A 16,082-nucleotide genomic window follows, 5' to 3' on the forward strand; every position below is an offset into this window, starting at 1 on the left:
GTTTTTGTTGTATGCTGCTTTTGTCATTTTGGTATTTATTTGATGCAAATGTAAACTGAAATCTCTTAATTCAAAATTTTAGCCAATTAAATCCCACAAATTTCCATATAAATCCTCGAATACGAGCACTTTACCATATTCTTCGACCACCGGACCGCGGACAATTTTAATGTTGTGCTTCATCAAATTTTGATGGTCTTTTTCGAAGTCATCTGTATGTAAAAACAAGAAAACACGACCGCCAGTTTGATTCCCTACGCGAGAACGCTGTTCGTCAGTAGCTGCTTTAGCTAATAACAATTGGCATGACCCCTCCCCCGATGGCTGCACTAAAACCCAACGTTTCACATCGCTCAAACGCGTATCCTCAATCAAGGTAAAACCAAGTTTTTCGGTATACCAAGCGATCGCTTCGTCGTAATCGGCGACCACAAGGGCGATATGCATGAGGCGGTGGTTCATCATTCAGTAGTCAGTGGACAGTTATCAGTTATCAGTTTAATTTTCGTCGCGGCCTACGAAGTTAAATGGGCTAATTAATTTCAATTCGGCTTTAATGGCATCAGTCACAGCTAATCCATCAATGAATGCGTGGAAAACAGCTTGGTCAATTTTGCCGTGGTGACGTGTCAAATCCTTCAATGCCTCGTATGGTTTCGGGAATGCCTCGCGACGCAAGACCGTTTGAATCGCCTCCGCAATGACTACCCAGTTATCCTCTAAGTCTTGTTGGATTTTGCTATTATTCAACTCCAATTTCCCTAAGCCGCGTTGCAATGAATTCAAAGAAATCACGACATGCGCCAAAGGTGTTCCCACATTACGAAGCACTGTCGAATCTGTCAAATCGCGTTGCAAACGTGAGATCGGCAATTTAGCTGCTAAGAATTCAAAGAAGGCATTTGCCATAGCTAAGTTTCCTTCAGCATTTTCAAAATCGATGGGGTTAACTTTATGTGGCATCGCAGATGAACCGATTTCCCCAGCTTTGATTTTTTGCTTGAAATAACCCATCGATATGTACTGCCAAATATCACGTGACAAGTCAATCAAAATGGTATCCAAACGCTTTAAGCCATCAAAATAGGCGGCTAAATTATCGTAATGCTCAATTTGTGTCGTGTACTTCGAACGGGTGATTCCTAGATTTGCATGCAATTTTGCTGCAAATTCCGGCCAATTTATCTCCGGAAATGAAACCTGATGCGCATTGAAATTTCCTGTAGCACCACCAAATTTCCCTGTGAATGGGACTTGCGCCAACAAGTCCAATTGGCGATTTAAACGTTCAACAAAAACCTTGATTTCCTTACCTAAACGGGTTGGGGAAGCCGGTTGGCCATGGGTATGGGCCAACAATGGAATCTCTTTCCACTCCGTAGCATACGCATCTAAAATCGCAACGACTGCTTGGTATGCAGGTAGAATCACTTGTTGGTGAGCCTCCGCAATAGAAAGCGGAATCGCTGTGTTATTAATATCTTGTGAGGTTAGACCAAAGTGAATAAACTCCACATAAGGAGTTAAATCACCTGGAAGGGCTAACATGCGATCTTTAATGAAATACTCAACGGCCTTTACGTCGTGGTTCGTTACTTTTTCAGTCTCCTTAATCCATTGCGCATCTGCTTCCGAGAAATTAGTATACATCGCACGTAAAGCGGCAAAATGTTCCTTAGGGAAGCTCGCTAATGGAGCTAATGGAATTTCACACAATGCGATGAAATATTCAATTTCGACACGAACGCGGTATTGGATTAACCCAAACTCAGAAAAATAAGGTGCGAGTGATTGCGTTTGGCGACGGTAACGACCATCAACAGGTGAGATTGCCGTAAGCAGATTTAAGTCCATAAGATCTATTCAAAGCGCAAAGGTACAACATTTTAAAATTTAATCTGTAAATTCGAACATGTTACAGCCCAGATATCTTTCAGTCGTTTTATCCTTTTTTATTTCAGGTGTAACGACCGCATTTATATCCTTTTTGCCTTCGAGCGACTTAACGATTTTAGTCATTAGCTTCATTAGTTGCTTTATTTTCGGCTCAATCTTAATCTATTTTGCACTGGACTATTTAGTGTTTCAGGAAGTCAATCAATTATATGACCGGATTAAGCAAATCAAAAAGAAGGATTTTTCGATCACCCCGCGCAAGCAATTAGTCGAAAAGACTAACCCCATCGAGCTCTTAAAAAAGGAGTTAAATACCTATGTAACCTCGAAAGAGGATGAGGTATTCGAACTTAAAAAAGCGGCAAAATACCGCCAGGAGTTCTTAGCGGATGTATCACATGAGCTCAAAACCCCCATTTTTGCAGCACAAGGATTTGTACACACCTTATTGGACAACCCAGACGAAGACGTTGAAATCCGTTCTAAATTTTTAGAAAAAGCTGCCAAGAGTTTGGATGGTTTGGACAATTTAGTGCAAGATTTATTAACCGTTTCACAGATTGAAACAGGGGCGATCAAGATTGAGAAAAAGAAGATGAACTTGCGCGCGCTGGTGGAGGAAATCTTCGAACAGGTAGAGGCAAAAGCGAGAAAGCGGGGGGTTACCCTAACGCTTGAAGCACCCGCAATTCCCGTCTATGTAAAAGCGGATATGTTACGGATTTCTCAAGTAATTCTAAATTTGGTGGTAAATGGCATCAAATATGGCAAGGAAAATGGATCGGTAACCGTGTTGTTAACCGAGAAAAAGAAGGTGGTTCAAATCTCTGTGATTGATAACGGACCAGGTATTGCCAGTGAACATTTACATCGCATTTTTGAGCGATTCTACCGCATCGATAAAAGTCGGGCAAAAAATTCAGGTGGAACCGGATTAGGGCTTTCCATCGTGAAGCACATCGTTCAGGCGCACAACGGAAAAATCACCGTTCATTCAGCTGAAAATAAAGGGACAACCTTTGAGTTTAAGTTGGAGAAGGCTTAGCAGAATCGGCGTCCATGACGCCTCAAACTTTGGCAATGCTTAAAGCTTTGCCAAAGAGACATATCTAAACCGCTCCCTCCGTCAAACGCTCCGCGTTCTCCGCGATACGCAATTGCTCGATAAACTCGGCAATTTCACCGTCCATGACAGTTGGCAAATTGTAAACCGTCAATCCAATGCGGTGATCCGTCACACGCCCTTGTGGGTAATTATAAGTTCGGATTTTATCTGATCGATCACCGGTTCCTACCATAGATTTCCGATTACCTGCAATCTCCGCGTTGCGTTTAGCTAATTCGATTTCATATAGACGAGACCGTAATACCGTCATCGCTTTGTCAAAGTTCTTGATTTGCGAACGCTCATCTTGACATTGAACGACTAATCCGGAAGGAATGTGCGTCACACGCACGGCTGAATACGTTGTATTTACGGACTGCCCACCTGCACCTGAAGAACAGAATGTGTCTTTACGAATGTCATTCATATTGATTTGCACATCGACCTCATCGGCTTCTGGCATCACAGCCACGGTAGCAGCTGAGGTATGAATGCGTCCTGCAGACTCCGTTGCCGGAACACGTTGCACGCGGTGAACACCTGATTCAAATTTCAATTTGGCATATACATCTTCTCCTTGAACGGAGATAATGATTTCTTTATAACCTCCCGCTGTACCGTCGGTGAAATCCATGATTTGGAACGTCCAACCTTGTTTTTCAGCAAAGCGCTGATACATTCGAAATAAATCTCCAGCAAAAATAGATGCTTCGTCTCCACCTGTACCACCACGAATTTCCAAAATACAATCTTTAGAATCGTTCGGGTCACGCGGAATTAATAATTCCTTCAACACCTCTTGCATCTCTTTCTCCTGAGGAACTAACTCCTCCAATTCTGCTTTCGCCATATCGCGAAAATCCTCATCCTTTTCGGTGGCAATCACCGACTTCGCCTCGTCGATTGACTTCAACAAATTTTGGTAGGTGATGTATTGATCAACTATTTTTTGCAGGTCTTTGTACTCCTTACTTAACGTTTTGAATTTCTTTAAATCGGAAACGATTTCCGGCATCGCAATCTGTTGTTCTACTTCAAGGAATCTCTCTCGGATGGCTTCTAGCTGCTCCAGCATGTCTTCTGTGGGGTTAAAAATCTGCGCAAAGATAACCAATTAATGAATACCTTTGTGCTTTACATTTTTCAACATGAAAAACAGCTACCTAATTGGTATTCTATTTTTGTTCGTACAATGCGATTTCTCAACCCGTATTGATACCACTGCAGCCGCTAAAGAACTAAAAGCGAGGCAAGTCAAACGCGTTCTGCCACAAGAAATTGTTAATCAAGTAGATGAGTGGGGCCAACAAATGCAAACAAAGCCATTGGATACTGCGCTACGTTCCCAATATGCGGTGAGGTATCTAGAGGGCGATGCACAATCATTGCGTGGACAAGTAAAAGATGTTAAAATCCAACAGGTGTTAGATGCGCTCGAATATAGCCAATCTATGAATCAAGAAGTCCCACCTAGTATTCAAAAAAATGTGGCAGGAGACAGTTTGTATTACATCTACCCAACAGCAAAAAATCAGCTGGTTATGATTGGATTTAGTAAAGTCCAAGTCATCCAAAAAATGGATCGCAAGCTGATTAAATAGTTTTTTGTCGAATCAATTCCACCATGTTGCGGTAAATCTCCCGCATTTCAGGTTTCTCAAGTAAGGATTGGTGATCTAAACTGATTCGTGTATCTTGAAGCTTCGCTGATTCCTGATTCGAAGCCAATACTTGATTGGCAAAAAATGCCTGCATGTAATTTTGCAATAAGCCTTGAATCAATTGCTTATCCAATTCAATGGATTCCAGTAACGCCTGCGCTTGCAACCACAATTGTTGGGTAAAAACTCCTGCCATCAACATCGCTAAGTGAATACGTTTCCGCTCTTCTTCATTCACTAAGTAAAGGGAATCTGAGATGTCTTTGGCTAAATGCACTAACAGCGCCTCTGTTTCCTCCACCAAAACTTCAATACAAATGGGGGTGTGACTTAAATTAATTTTACGTTCTGCTTGTAGATGTTGGACCGGGAAAAACACGCCCAACTGATTGGTACTCTCGCGAAGCGGGTCATATTGAATCATCGCCTCTGGAAGCGAAGTTGTTCCGGCAACTAATATCAGGGTGGCATATTTGGGGAGGAGTAGCTCAGGCAATACTAACGCATAGGCCGACTCCGGGATACAAAGAAAAAAAACAGTGGAGGTAGATTCCGAAAAGTCTAGATGTTCTTGTACTTGGGCATTATATAAGTAAGAAACGACATCCTTTGCTTTGGCAGGGTTCCGACTAAATACTTCTTGAACACTATGCCCGGCATTTTCAAGAGCCTGCGAAAGATGCCAGGCCACGTGGCCTGCACCAATAAACGAGATTTTTAACATTAATAAATGGGTTCAGTCTTAGATCCTACAAAGGGGAGCCATTGTTGATTCAAAATTCCGGAAAAATTTCGCAAAAACATAACAAATGATGGCTTGAATGGCTGGCGTAATAAACGCATGCCTGCTTCTTCAGGAGTCATGTGTCCTTTTTTGGAGTTACAATATTTACATGCTGTAATTAAATTATCCCATGAGGTACGCCCTTGACGTGATTTAGGAATAACATGATCTAATGTCAAATGGTCTCCCGAACCACAATACTGGCATTGATTTCCGTCACGCTTGAAGATGTTTTGTCGGCTTAACACCACCCCTTTATACGGAAAATACACATATCGATTCAGTCGAATGACCGATGGATAAGGAAATGTTTGGTGAATGGAGTGGAGTTTTTCAGAAGTTGATTCTGCAATCAATTCAGCTTTATTGAGATAGACAAGCAAAAAAGCCTTGGGCATTGAGCAAATGGTCAAGGCACTATAATCTTGATTAAGGACTAATACTTTTTGACTCATTGGGAGAAAAATTATTGCGTTCAGTAGCACATGCTTTAAAGTTAAAAAAAATAATAACCTGATTGACAAGGGCTTGCCACAAAATAATTAAGGGAGCTCTCATTTCGATTTAGGGCTATTTAAGCCACATTTTGTACTTTTGTCAAAATAAATATTTTCTGATGCCTTCAATAATCGAAAAGATCAAATCCTTAGCAGCTGCGCACACGACTGAAACAGTTGCGTATAGGCACCACATTCACCAACATCCCGAATTGTCTTTTCAAGAATTTGAAACACAAGCATATGTCCAAAAGCAATTAGCTAACATGGGCATTGCGAGTACGCCATTAGCAAATACGGGATTGGTGGCTTTGATTGAAGGAAAAAACCCAAGTAGTCGGGTAGTTGCGTTGCGAGCCGATATGGATGCACTTCCCATTTTAGAAACAAATGATGTGCCCTACAAGTCTCAAAATCCAGGCGTCATGCATGCTTGTGGACATGATGTGCACACATCATCTTTGTTGGGCACAGCACTTATTTTGCAATCCATTAAAGACGAATTTGAAGGAACGGTCAAGTTGATTTTTCAACCAGCGGAAGAAAAAGCACCAGGTGGAGCGAGCATTATGATTAAGGAAGGTGTGTTAGAAAATCCGAAGCCGGCGAGTATTTTTGGCCAACATGTAGCTACCAACGTTCCGGTAGGAAAAATTGGGTTTCGGGAAGGGATGTACATGGCAAGTACCGATGAATTATACATTAAAGTGATTGGAAAAGGTGGCCATGGAGCCATGCCGGATGCTTGCATAGATCCCATTGTCATTGCATCGCATATCATTGTGGCGATGCAACAAATTATTTCACGCAATAAAAACCCCAAATTACCCTCGGTATTAACCTTTGGGAAAATCGAAGGCTTAGGGGCAACGAATGTCATTCCGGATGAAGTGAATATCGCGGGGACATTCCGGGCAATGGATGAAACTTGGCGGGTGGAAGGTTTGGAGAAGATGAAAAAGTTAGCCGAAGGAATCGCGGACGCCATGGGTGGATCAGCCGTTTTTGACGTATTAAAAGGTTACCCGTTTTTACAAAACAATCCTGAGTTAACGAGGAAAGCGAAACGTGCAGCGATCGAGTATATGGGTGCTGAAAATGTGGTGGATTTGGACCTATGGATGGCAGGAGAAGATTTTGCTTTCTATACGCACCATGTGGATGCTTGTTTTTATCGACTTGGTATACGGAATGAAGCGCGCGGAATTACGAGTGGCGTGCATACGCCTACGTTTGACATAGATGAAAAAGCGTTGGCCATTGGGCCGGGGTTAATGGCGTGGCTGGCGGTGAGTGAATTGAGAGGTGAGAGGTAAGAGGTAAGAGGTGAGAAGTAAGAGGTGAGAGATGAGAGACCGTGATGAAAAATTTAAAATTCCATTGGGTCAGGCCACTTGAATTCGTAACTCAGTTGCTCAACGATTTTATCTCCTGATACAATTTTTCCCCCTAAACACGGTTGGCTTGAATCCCAATACCCTGGATTCATTCCGCGTTTTTCGCAATCATTCATCCCCACATCTTGCTTGGTTGGGTGTTCTGGAGCAACAATGTTGTAAACCCCGGATTGAATTTTCTCTGTTGTTAACGCAATCAGATTGACTACGTCGTCTTTATGTACATAATTGACAGGGCAATTAGCCCCATCATTTCGTTTGTTGGCGAAATATTTAGCCACAAAACGATCACCACCCATTAATCCACCTAAACGTAGGATAATTGATTTAATTGGAGATGCTGAAACGATTGCTTCGGCTTGGGCCATTAATGTTGTGGAATTGATTTCGGCAGTTTCATCTACGATTGCTGATACGTTTGCATAGACGGAGGTGGAAGATAAAAAGATGATTTTCTCCACCTTTTTGGGATCCAGCACGCTAACCCAATCATGTAGGATTCGCAAATATTGTTCCTCCGAATTCTTCTTACGTCGTGGGGGAATGGCCCAAATTTGAATCGCTGATTGATTCATTTGCGCCCAATCACTTTCGGTTGTTTCTTCGTTTGCACGAAAATCCACGACATGTACGTTGGGGTGTTTGGCCTGCGCATGGACTTGAGACGCAGAAACGCTTACATCAAAATCCGCTAAAGCTAGTTTAAATGCCAATGGTGCGCCTACCCAACCGCCTCCGTAAATACTTATCTTCTTTTTCATATAATTTTGCACCTTTGGAACAATTGAATCGCAAAGATAGTTTAGAACCCATGAATAAAATGTTTTTTGTGCCTTTTATCACGTTAGTGCTTATTTCGTTGGATTATTATGTGTGGATGGCGGTAAAAACTGCCTTCAAAAAAACGAGTACGCGCACGCAACAAACGGCTAAGTTTGTCTTCTGGGGATTTACAGTCTTTATTATTCTAGGGATTATTTCCTACAACATGTTGCCTTTACATGCTTGGAAAAATGAAATTCGCCTCATATTCATGTCGATCGTCATGATATCGGTCTTTACTAAATTATCTATCATCATCTTTTTATTATTGGAAGACATCACCCGCTTTTTCCGCTGGGGCACGAATAAAATTCGCAAAAAAGATCCCAGCGCGATTAGTCGGCATGAATTCCTTTCCCAAGCAGCATTAGCCGTAGGAGCCGTACCGGCAGCCACATTTGCCTTTGGTATATTATCTGGTGCGCATGATTACCGCATTGAAAAAATCAGTTTAAAGATCCCAAAACTCTCCAAAGAATTCAGGGGCATGCGCATTGCTCAGGTTTCAGACATCCATTCGGGAAGCTTTTTTAATAAGACGGCCGTCCAAGGTGGAGTGGATATGTTGATGCGCGAAAAACCCGACCTAGCATTTTTTACAGGCGATTTGGTCAATAATGAAGCGAAGGAAGTGACGGATTATTTCGCCATGTTTTCGAAAATCAAAGCGCCTTATGGCGTTTTCAGTACTCTGGGGAATCACGATTATGGTGATTATGTCAAATGGAAAAATCCAGAGGCTAAAAAGAAAAACCTACATGACTTAATGAAAGCACACGAATTGATGGGTTGGAATCTTCTGATGGATGAAAATCACATCATCACAGAGTCAGGTGAGCAGTTGGCAATCATAGGCGTTCAAAACATAGGTATCGGCCGGTTCCCTTGGTATGGTAATTTATCCAAAGCATTTACGGGAACAGAGGAGGCTGTGACTAAATTATTATTATCGCACGATCCGACGCATTGGAATGCTGAGGTAACAAAAAATGCCAAATTTAAATCCATCGATGTGGCTTTTGCTGGACATACCCATGGGGCTCAGTTTGGTGTACAAATACCTGGGTTTGAAAAATGGTCACCAGCTAAATACATATATAAACAATGGGCTGGATTGTATGAGGAGGATGGCCAACAACTTTATGTGAATCGGGGCTTTGGCTATTTGGGATATCCGGGACGCGTAGGGATGCCGCCGGAGATAACCATCTTTACATTAAGTTAGAGATGAGAGGTGAGAGGTGAGAGGTTAGAGGTAGACTAGCTACAGTCTACTATTTTTTGACTTTCCCCTTGCTCCTAACTGAAAAAAAGCTATTTTTGCATCCCAATTCATTGGTTTCGTGGCCGAGTGGCTAGGCAGAGGTCTGCAAAACCTTCTACAGCGGTTCGAATCCGCTCGAAACCTCAAAAAACCTTCCACCTCGGAAGGTTTTTTTGTTCAACTCTGTTTTGTACAAACTACTCTAGAAAAATTACATTTTCTTCCTAGGCTTATTTTGAAAAATTCTAAATAAGGCTAAAAACCTTAAAAAAAACCTGAAATTGCTCTATGAATAAATTGTTTCCTAAAAATTCGGATTGTAGTTTTGCGGACTGAATTAAAATGAGAAAAATCAATATTTATGTTTTCCAAAAAAATCACTCTCGTTAAGTTTCTATTATCCTTCACACTGTTAATCGCTACATTTGGCACAACATTTGCACAAGACGCTGCAGAAGGGGAAACATTGTTTAAAAACAACTGTGCGGCATGTCACGCATCCACAGATGAGGTTCTAGTAGGACCAGGACTGAAGGGAATTAGTGAGCGTCGCCCAATTGAGTGGATCGTTAAGTGGGTACATAACCCACAAGCTGTTATCGCTTCAGGCGACAAGTATGCAAACGATTTATACAATAAATTCAATAAGGCTGCCATGACACCTTATCCGAATTTCTCTGAAGATCAAATCAAAGGTATTATCGCCTACATCGATGCATCGAATGCTGCACCTGCAGCACCAGCAGCTGGAGCAGCTCCGGCAGCAGATGGAGCCGCAGCACCCGCAGCTCAAAGTTCAGGTGGTATGATGGAAGTTTTGTTATTAGGACTTTTAATCATCATGGTTTTAGTATTAATCGCGCTACTTTCTATCGTAAATACGCTAGGTAAAATTACACAAGACCCAGCTGCTGCAGCCGAGACGCCGTTAATGCAACGTATTTCAGCTAACTTAAAAGAATTAGCAGCTAATTCAGCAGTAAAAACGGGTATTCTAGTGTTAGCCTTATTATTAGGCGGCAAAGCAACGATTGATGCTGCTTATGGTGTAGGTATCCACCAAGGATATGCTCCTGAGCAACCAATTAAATTTTCACACAAATTACACGCAGGTCAATATCAAATCAACTGTAACTACTGCCATACAGGTGTGTATTCAGGAAAAGGCGGTAACGTACCATCGGCTAACATTTGTATGAACTGCCACAACGCGATCAAGCGTGAATCACCAGAAATTCAAAAAATTTACACGGCATTGGAAAATGATGAGCCTATCCAATGGGTTCGTGTACACAACTTGCCGGATTTGGCGTACTTCAATCACTCGCAACATACAAACGTAGGTGGATTAGAGTGTAAAAACTGCCACGGAGAAATTGAGAAAATGGAAGTTGTTGAGCAACGTTCTTCGTTGACAATGGGATGGTGTATCGATTGCCACCGTCAAACAGACGTAAACGCGAAGGGGAATGCTTACTATGATAAGTTAGTTGAAATTCATAATAAGGATAGCAAGACTCCATTAAAAGTTCAAAACATTGGTGGTTTAGAGTGTTCTAAGTGCCATTATTAATAGGTATACAATAGATTCAAAATTAGTCTGAATAAGAAAGATTATATGGAAAATTCGAACAAGAGGTATTGGAAAGGGATTGAGGAGTTAACCAATGAACCATCGTTTGTCAAAAATGTCCACAATGAGTTTGGCAATATGCCATCCGAAAATGATTCAAAAGGCGATGCCTTAGTAGATGGATCAGGGACTCATCGTCGTGATTTTCTTAAAATGCTAGGATTCGGTGTTGCAGCCGTTTCATTAGCTGCTTGCGAAGCACCCGTTAAGAAAACGATTCCTTACTTGAACAAACCTGAAGATGTAGAGCCAACGATTGCCAACTGGTACGCGTCGACTTACACGGACGGAGGCGATTACGCTTCTATCTTGGTGAAGACACGTGAAGGTCGGCCTATCAAAATCGAGGGTAACAAATTATCATCGGTTTCTAAAGGAACGCTTTCAGGTCGCGCACATGCTTCGGTTTTGAGTCTGTATGACAATGAGAAATTAAAGGGACCACAAATCGGAGGAAAAGCCGCTGATTGGACTCAATTAGATAAAGAGTTTACAGCAAAATTAGCTGCTGTAGCTGCCAAAGGAGGTCAAATCAGAATCATTTCAAACACGATTCTTTCTCCTACAACTAAAAAGGTGATCGCAGAATTTGCTGCGAAATACCCAACAACCCAACACATTTCATACGATGCTAATCCAGCTTACGGTTTAACGCAAGCACACGGAGGTATCTTGCCAAGCATTGATTTCAGCAAAGCGAAAACAATCGTTTCGTTAGGAGCTGACTTCTTAGGTTCTTGGATTGCACCAACTGAATTTGCAGCTCAATGGGCGTTAACGCGTCGTGTTAGTTCGGAAAAAGGTGGTAAAAAAGACATGTCTCGTCACTACCAATTTGAAACAATTCTTTCAAATACGGGTGCGAATGCAGATTACCGTGCTACCTACAAGCCATCACAAGAAGGTTTAGTAGCTGTTGCACTTTACAATGCGGTTGCTAAATTAACTGGCGCAGCATCTGCAGCAGGTGGTTCTGTTAAAATTGATCATTTAGATAAAGCTGCCAAAGACTTAGTCGCTTCAAAAGGCGCTTCGATCGTAGTAGCTGGATCAAACGACCCGGAAGTTCAAAAAATCGTTGCCGCGACTAACGCGTTAGTTGGCGCTTATGGTAGCACGTTAAATACAGCAATCCCAATGAATTACCGTCAAGGTAATGACATGGCGATGGCTAATTTCATTAAAGAAGCTGGTGCTGGTAAAATTAGCGCTGTCATTGTTTACAATGCAAACCCAGTATACAACCACCCAATGGGAGCCGCTTTAGCAGCTGCTTTACCGAAAGTGGAACTTAGCTTAGCAACCAATGATCGTGCAGACGAAACAGCTTCGTTATGTCAATTCGTTGCACCAGATTCTCATTACTTAGAATCATGGAATGATGCAGAACCAAAAGCTGGTTTCTACTCATTAACACAACCTGCCATTTCAACCATTTTCAAAACGCGTCAAGCACAATCAAGTTTCTTAACTTGGGCTGGCTTAGCAAGTGATTACCAAGCGTATTTAGAGCGCAATTGGGAAAGCACAATCTTGAAAGGTGGAAAAGTTGCCTGGAACTCAGCATTGCACAATGGTGTATTTGAACCAAATGCAGGTTCAATCTCCGCAGCTAGCCCATCTGTTGATGTAGCTTCAGCTGCCTCTGCAATCAGCAAATCATACTCCGCATCATCTACTGGTTTAGAAATCGCAGTGTATGAGAAAGTTGGCTTAGGAACAGGTTCTCAAGCAAACAACCCATGGTTGCAAGAATTCCCTGAGCCAGTTTCAAAGGCTTGTTGGGACAATTATGCATCCATCTCGCAGCCAACGGCTACGAAATTGAATTTGAAACAAGGCGACTTAGTTAAAGTAGGCGCTAAAGGATACGAAGTGACTTTACCAGTGTTAGTTCAACCAGGCCAAGCACAAGATACGGTTGCCATTGCGATCGGTTACGGACGCACGAAAGCAGGTAAGTCTGCTGATGGCGTAGGTGTAAATGCGTATCCATTTATCTCTGAAATTAATGGTGCTTGTGTAGGTATTTGTACGCAGGGTGTTTCAGTTGCGCCAACTGGTGAGACGAAAGAAATTGCACAAACACAAACACACAATACAGTGATGGCGCGTCAAGCGGTCGTTCAAGAAACGGTATTGGCTAACTTTGTAAAAGATGCGAAAGCTGGAAGCTTTACACCGCGTGTAAAAACTTCAGAAGGCGAAAAAGACGCAACTGATTTATCATTGTGGAATGGTCACGAATACAACAACCACGCGTGGGGTATGGTGATCGACTTAAATACATGTACCGGATGTTCAGCTTGTGTGATTTCATGTTCAGCTGAAAACAACGTTCCTGTAGTAGGCCGTCAAGAGGTAATCAACCGTCGTGAAATGCACTGGATGCGTATCGACCGTTATTACTCATCAGATGCTGAAGTTGAAGATTTGAAAGGATTAGAAATTGCTTCGGATAATCCAGAGGTAATTTTCCAACCGATGTTATGTCAGCACTGTAACAATGCTCCTTGCGAGACTGTTTGTCCTGTTTTGGCAACAACGCACTCAACAGAAGGTTTGAACCAAATGACCTACAACCGTTGTATCGGAACTCGTTATTGCGCAAATAACTGTCCATACAAAGTACGTCGTTTCAACTGGTTCCGTTATTTCCAAACAGATGATTTTGATTTCCACTTCAACAACGATTTAGGTCGTATGGTGATTAACCCAGACGTAACTGTTCGTTCACGTGGGGTAATGGAAAAATGCTCGATGTGCGTTCAGCGTATCCAAGAGGGTAAGTTGACAGCGAAGAAAGAAAAGCGCCGTCCAGTAGATGGTGAAATCCAAGTAGCTTGTGCACAATCATGCCCTACGAATGCGATTACATTTGGAGATATGAATGATCCAGCATCAGAGATCTCTAAATTATTATCGGTCGAAAAAGAAGGACGTGCGTATCACGTAATTGAAGAAATTAACGTGAAACCAAATATTTCTTACTTGAAGAAAGTTCGTAACAAGGATGCTAAAAAAGCATAATTTTTTAATCGTAAAACAGTAAATAAAAATATGTCGCACGTTGTATCACCCATAAGAGAGAAACTAGTTACTGGTGGAAAATCTTATTCCGATGTTACCCACGATATCTGCAAACAAGTAGAAGGAGAGCCTACCAAAGAATGGAAAATTGCATTCGGGATCTCTTGTCTTGTATTCATTTATGGTGCTTATTGCCTATTCTACACTTGGTGGCAAGGTATTGGCGTTTGGGGATTAAATAAAACCGTTGGTTGGGCTTGGGATATCACAAACTTCGTTTGGTGGGTTGGTATCGGTCACGCGGGAACCTTGATCTCTGCCGTATTATTATTATTCCGTCAAAAGTGGAGAACATCCATTAACCGTTCTGCGGAAGCGATGACGATCTTTGCCGTTCTTTGCGCAGCATCGTTTATCCTGGCGCACATGGGTCGTCCTTGGTTAGCTCACTGGGCTTTACCACTTCCTAATGCTTTCGGTTCACTTTGGGTTAACTTTAACTCTCCGTTAGTTTGGGACGTTTTTGCGATCTCTACGTATTTATCCGTTTCTTTATTGTTCTGGTATATGGGTTTGGTGCCAGATTTGGCAACGATTCGTGACCGTGCGACAACGAAAGGTCGTAAGTTTTGGTATGGCTTTTTCAGCTTAGGTTGGACTGGATCTTCGAAGACTTGGGCACGTTATGAATACATGTCGTTAATCTTAGCGGGTATCTCTACTCCACTTGTACTTTCGGTACACACGATTGTATCGATGGACTTTGCAACTTCTGTTATCCCAGGATGGCATACGACAATCTTCCCTCCATACTTTGTGGCAGGAGCGATTTTCTCTGGATTTGCGATGGTACAAACTTTGTTGTTAATCACACGTGTGGTTTTCAAATTAGAAGACTATATCACGATTGAGCATATCGAAATGATGAACATCGTTATCACGGTAACGGGTTCCGTAGTTGGTATCGCTTATTTAACTGAATTCTTTATTGCTTGGTATTCAGGTGTGGAATATGAAAGCTATGCATTCATTAACCGTGCAACGGGTCCATACTGGTGGGCATACTGGATGATGATGACGTGTAACGTAATCTCTCCACAGTTATTCTGGTCGAAAGCGATCCGTACAAATTTGATGGTTTCATTCTTCTTATCGATCGTGGTAAACGTAGGTATGTGGTTTGAGCGTTTCGTAATTATTGTGACGTCATTACACCGTGATTATATTCCTTCATCTTGGGCGATGTTCTCCCCTACGATGTATGATATTGGTGATTATATCTTCTCATTCGGTTTATTCTTTACACTGTTCTTCTTATTCGCGAAATATTTACCAGTTGTCAATATGGCTGAGGTGAAGTCGGTAATGAAAGGCGTTTCTACGGAATTTACGATTAAACGCATTAAGCCAACAAAAAAAACTGAAGAGTAATTCTATTTAGCAAATTCGAAATTAAAATAATATGAGTTCGACAACTAATTACATTTTAGGAGTTTACGACGATGAGGATGAGGTTTTACATGCAGTTTCTGCCGTAAAAGCTAAAGGAATCAAAGTTGAGGATGTGTATTCTCCATTCCCTATTCACGGATTAGACGTTGCAGTGGGCCATGCACGTACACGTTTGCCGATCGCGGCTTTCATGTTTGGTTCATTAGGATTAGTCAGTGCCTTATCATTAATCAGCTATACAATGGTTTTTGATTGGCCAATTAACATTGGAGGTAAAGACTTTTTTGCTTTGCCAAACTGGATTCCGGTCACTTTTGAGGGAACAGTATTGTTCACGGCTTTTGGCTTAGTAACAACTTTCTGTATCTCGAATGACTTATGGCCAGGTAACAAAACGCTACCATTAGATATCCGTACAACAGATGATAAATTTGTGATGGCTATCAATGTAGACAAAAACAAAGTAAGTGCGGCAGATATCAAGAAAGCCTTGAAAGAGTCTGGTGCAGTGGAAGTAAATGTTAAATAATTAATCAGAACA

At 41.9% G+C, this 16,082-nt stretch carries 14 protein-coding genes and 1 tRNA gene; 9 read left to right on the forward strand and 6 right to left on the reverse strand.

Features of this window, described 5'->3' with window-relative positions; translation table 11 throughout:
• Positions 1-78: 78 nt before the first annotated feature.
• Positions 79-447: a VOC family protein gene (locus U0R10_RS09920; RefSeq protein ID WP_377983815.1), complete on the reverse strand. Its 369-nt coding sequence runs from the start codon at positions 445-447 to the stop codon at positions 79-81.
• 51 nt (positions 448-498) lie between these two features.
• On the reverse strand, positions 499-1,854 hold the full coding sequence (gene purB / locus U0R10_RS09925; protein ID WP_377983816.1) for an adenylosuccinate lyase: 1,356 nt from the start codon (positions 1,852-1,854) through the stop codon (positions 499-501).
• 58 nt (positions 1,855-1,912) lie between these two features.
• Between purB and U0R10_RS09930 the strand changes: the two genes are divergently transcribed.
• Complete coding sequence (locus U0R10_RS09930; RefSeq protein ID WP_377983817.1) at positions 1,913-2,941, forward strand: sensor histidine kinase; 1,029 nt, start codon at positions 1,913-1,915, stop codon at positions 2,939-2,941.
• Between the two features lie 64 nt (positions 2,942-3,005).
• Here the strand turns inward: U0R10_RS09930 and prfA are convergent, their stop codons facing one another.
• Positions 3,006-4,076 carry a peptide chain release factor 1 gene (gene prfA / locus U0R10_RS09935; RefSeq protein ID WP_377983818.1) on the reverse strand — a complete coding sequence of 357 codons (1,071 nt, stop codon included), beginning with the start codon at positions 4,074-4,076 and terminating at the stop codon, positions 3,006-3,008.
• A gap of 73 nt (positions 4,077-4,149) precedes the next feature.
• Between prfA and U0R10_RS09940 the strand changes: the two genes are divergently transcribed.
• Positions 4,150-4,602, forward strand: coding sequence for a hypothetical protein (locus U0R10_RS09940; protein WP_377983819.1), 453 nt, complete (start codon positions 4,150-4,152; stop codon positions 4,600-4,602).
• Here the strand turns inward: U0R10_RS09940 and U0R10_RS09945 are convergent.
• The gene (locus U0R10_RS09945; protein WP_377983820.1) at positions 4,595-5,386 is read right to left on the reverse strand and encodes a DUF2520 domain-containing protein; all 792 of its coding nucleotides are present in this window, start codon (positions 5,384-5,386) and stop codon (positions 4,595-4,597) included. The genes U0R10_RS09940 and U0R10_RS09945 overlap by 8 nt on opposite strands.
• Positions 5,386-5,901, reverse strand: coding sequence for an HNH endonuclease (locus U0R10_RS09950; RefSeq protein ID WP_377983821.1), 516 nt, complete (start codon positions 5,899-5,901; stop codon positions 5,386-5,388). The genes U0R10_RS09945 and U0R10_RS09950 overlap by 1 nt, the downstream gene beginning before the upstream one ends.
• A gap of 161 nt (positions 5,902-6,062) precedes the next feature.
• Between U0R10_RS09950 and U0R10_RS09955 the strand changes: the two genes are divergently transcribed.
• Complete coding sequence (locus tag U0R10_RS09955) at positions 6,063-7,259, forward strand: M20 metallopeptidase family protein (protein WP_377983822.1); 1,197 nt, start codon at positions 6,063-6,065, stop codon at positions 7,257-7,259.
• Between the two features lie 53 nt (positions 7,260-7,312).
• On the opposite strand, the gene U0R10_RS09960 is transcribed toward U0R10_RS09955, so the two are convergent.
• Positions 7,313-8,101, reverse strand: a complete 789-nt coding sequence (locus U0R10_RS09960) for a Rossmann-fold NAD(P)-binding domain-containing protein (protein ID WP_377983823.1) — start codon at positions 8,099-8,101, stop codon at positions 7,313-7,315.
• A 14-nt stretch (positions 8,102-8,115) separates the two neighbouring features.
• Here U0R10_RS09960 and U0R10_RS09965 point away from each other — a divergent pair, with 14 nt between their 5' ends.
• The 6 genes from U0R10_RS09965 to U0R10_RS09990 all read left to right on the forward strand — a co-directional run bounded on the left by U0R10_RS09965 (position 8,116) and on the right by U0R10_RS09990 (position 16,070).
• On the forward strand, positions 8,116-9,387 hold the full coding sequence (locus U0R10_RS09965) for a metallophosphoesterase (RefSeq protein WP_377983824.1): 1,272 nt from the start codon (positions 8,116-8,118) through the stop codon (positions 9,385-9,387).
• Positions 9,388-9,499: 112 nt separating this feature from the next.
• Positions 9,500-9,570, forward strand: a tRNA-Cys gene (locus U0R10_RS09970).
• A 217-nt stretch (positions 9,571-9,787) separates the two neighbouring features.
• Complete coding sequence (locus U0R10_RS09975) at positions 9,788-10,999, forward strand: c-type cytochrome (protein WP_377983825.1); 1,212 nt, start codon at positions 9,788-9,790, stop codon at positions 10,997-10,999.
• Between the two features lie 45 nt (positions 11,000-11,044).
• Entirely contained in the window at positions 11,045-14,089 is a 3,045-nt protein-coding gene (locus tag U0R10_RS09980) for a TAT-variant-translocated molybdopterin oxidoreductase (RefSeq protein ID WP_377983826.1), read from the forward strand.
• Positions 14,090-14,119: 30 nt separating this feature from the next.
• Entirely contained in the window at positions 14,120-15,520 is a 1,401-nt protein-coding gene (nrfD, locus tag U0R10_RS09985) for an NrfD/PsrC family molybdoenzyme membrane anchor subunit (RefSeq protein WP_377983827.1), read from the forward strand.
• A 31-nt stretch (positions 15,521-15,551) separates the two neighbouring features.
• A complete protein-coding gene (locus tag U0R10_RS09990) occupies positions 15,552-16,070 on the forward strand; it encodes a DUF3341 domain-containing protein (RefSeq protein WP_377983828.1) in 519 nt (172 codons plus the stop codon).
• Positions 16,071-16,082: the final 12 nt, after the last annotated feature.

The organism is Aquirufa avitistagni, from assembly GCF_042715545.1.
GTDB classification, from domain to species: domain Bacteria; phylum Bacteroidota; class Bacteroidia; order Cytophagales; family Spirosomataceae; genus Aquirufa; species Aquirufa avitistagni.

Coding starts and splice junctions, on each gene's coding strand:
- purB (WP_377983816.1), bottom strand. CDS start 1,854: ATGGACTTAAATCTGCTTACGGCAATCTCACCTGTTGATGGTCGTTAC.
- U0R10_RS09975 (WP_377983825.1), top strand. CDS start 9,788: ATGTTTTCCAAAAAAATCACTCTCGTTAAGTTTCTATTATCCTTCACA.
- U0R10_RS09960 (WP_377983823.1), bottom strand. CDS start 8,101: ATGAAAAAGAAGATAAGTATTTACGGAGGCGGTTGGGTAGGCGCACCA.
- U0R10_RS09950 (WP_377983821.1), bottom strand. CDS start 5,901: ATGAGTCAAAAAGTATTAGTCCTTAATCAAGATTATAGTGCCTTGACC.
- prfA (WP_377983818.1), bottom strand. CDS start 4,076: ATGCTGGAGCAGCTAGAAGCCATCCGAGAGAGATTCCTTGAAGTAGAA.
- U0R10_RS09920 (WP_377983815.1), bottom strand. CDS start 447: ATGCATATCGCCCTTGTGGTCGCCGATTACGACGAAGCGATCGCTTGG.
- U0R10_RS09990 (WP_377983828.1), top strand. CDS start 15,552: ATGAGTTCGACAACTAATTACATTTTAGGAGTTTACGACGATGAGGAT.
- U0R10_RS09945 (WP_377983820.1), bottom strand. CDS start 5,386: ATGTTAAAAATCTCGTTTATTGGTGCAGGCCACGTGGCCTGGCATCTT.
- U0R10_RS09955 (WP_377983822.1), top strand. CDS start 6,063: ATGCCTTCAATAATCGAAAAGATCAAATCCTTAGCAGCTGCGCACACG.
- nrfD (WP_377983827.1), top strand. CDS start 14,120: ATGTCGCACGTTGTATCACCCATAAGAGAGAAACTAGTTACTGGTGGA.
- U0R10_RS09930 (WP_377983817.1), top strand. CDS start 1,913: ATGTTACAGCCCAGATATCTTTCAGTCGTTTTATCCTTTTTTATTTCA.
- U0R10_RS09980 (WP_377983826.1), top strand. CDS start 11,045: ATGGAAAATTCGAACAAGAGGTATTGGAAAGGGATTGAGGAGTTAACC.
- U0R10_RS09940 (WP_377983819.1), top strand. CDS start 4,150: ATGAAAAACAGCTACCTAATTGGTATTCTATTTTTGTTCGTACAATGC.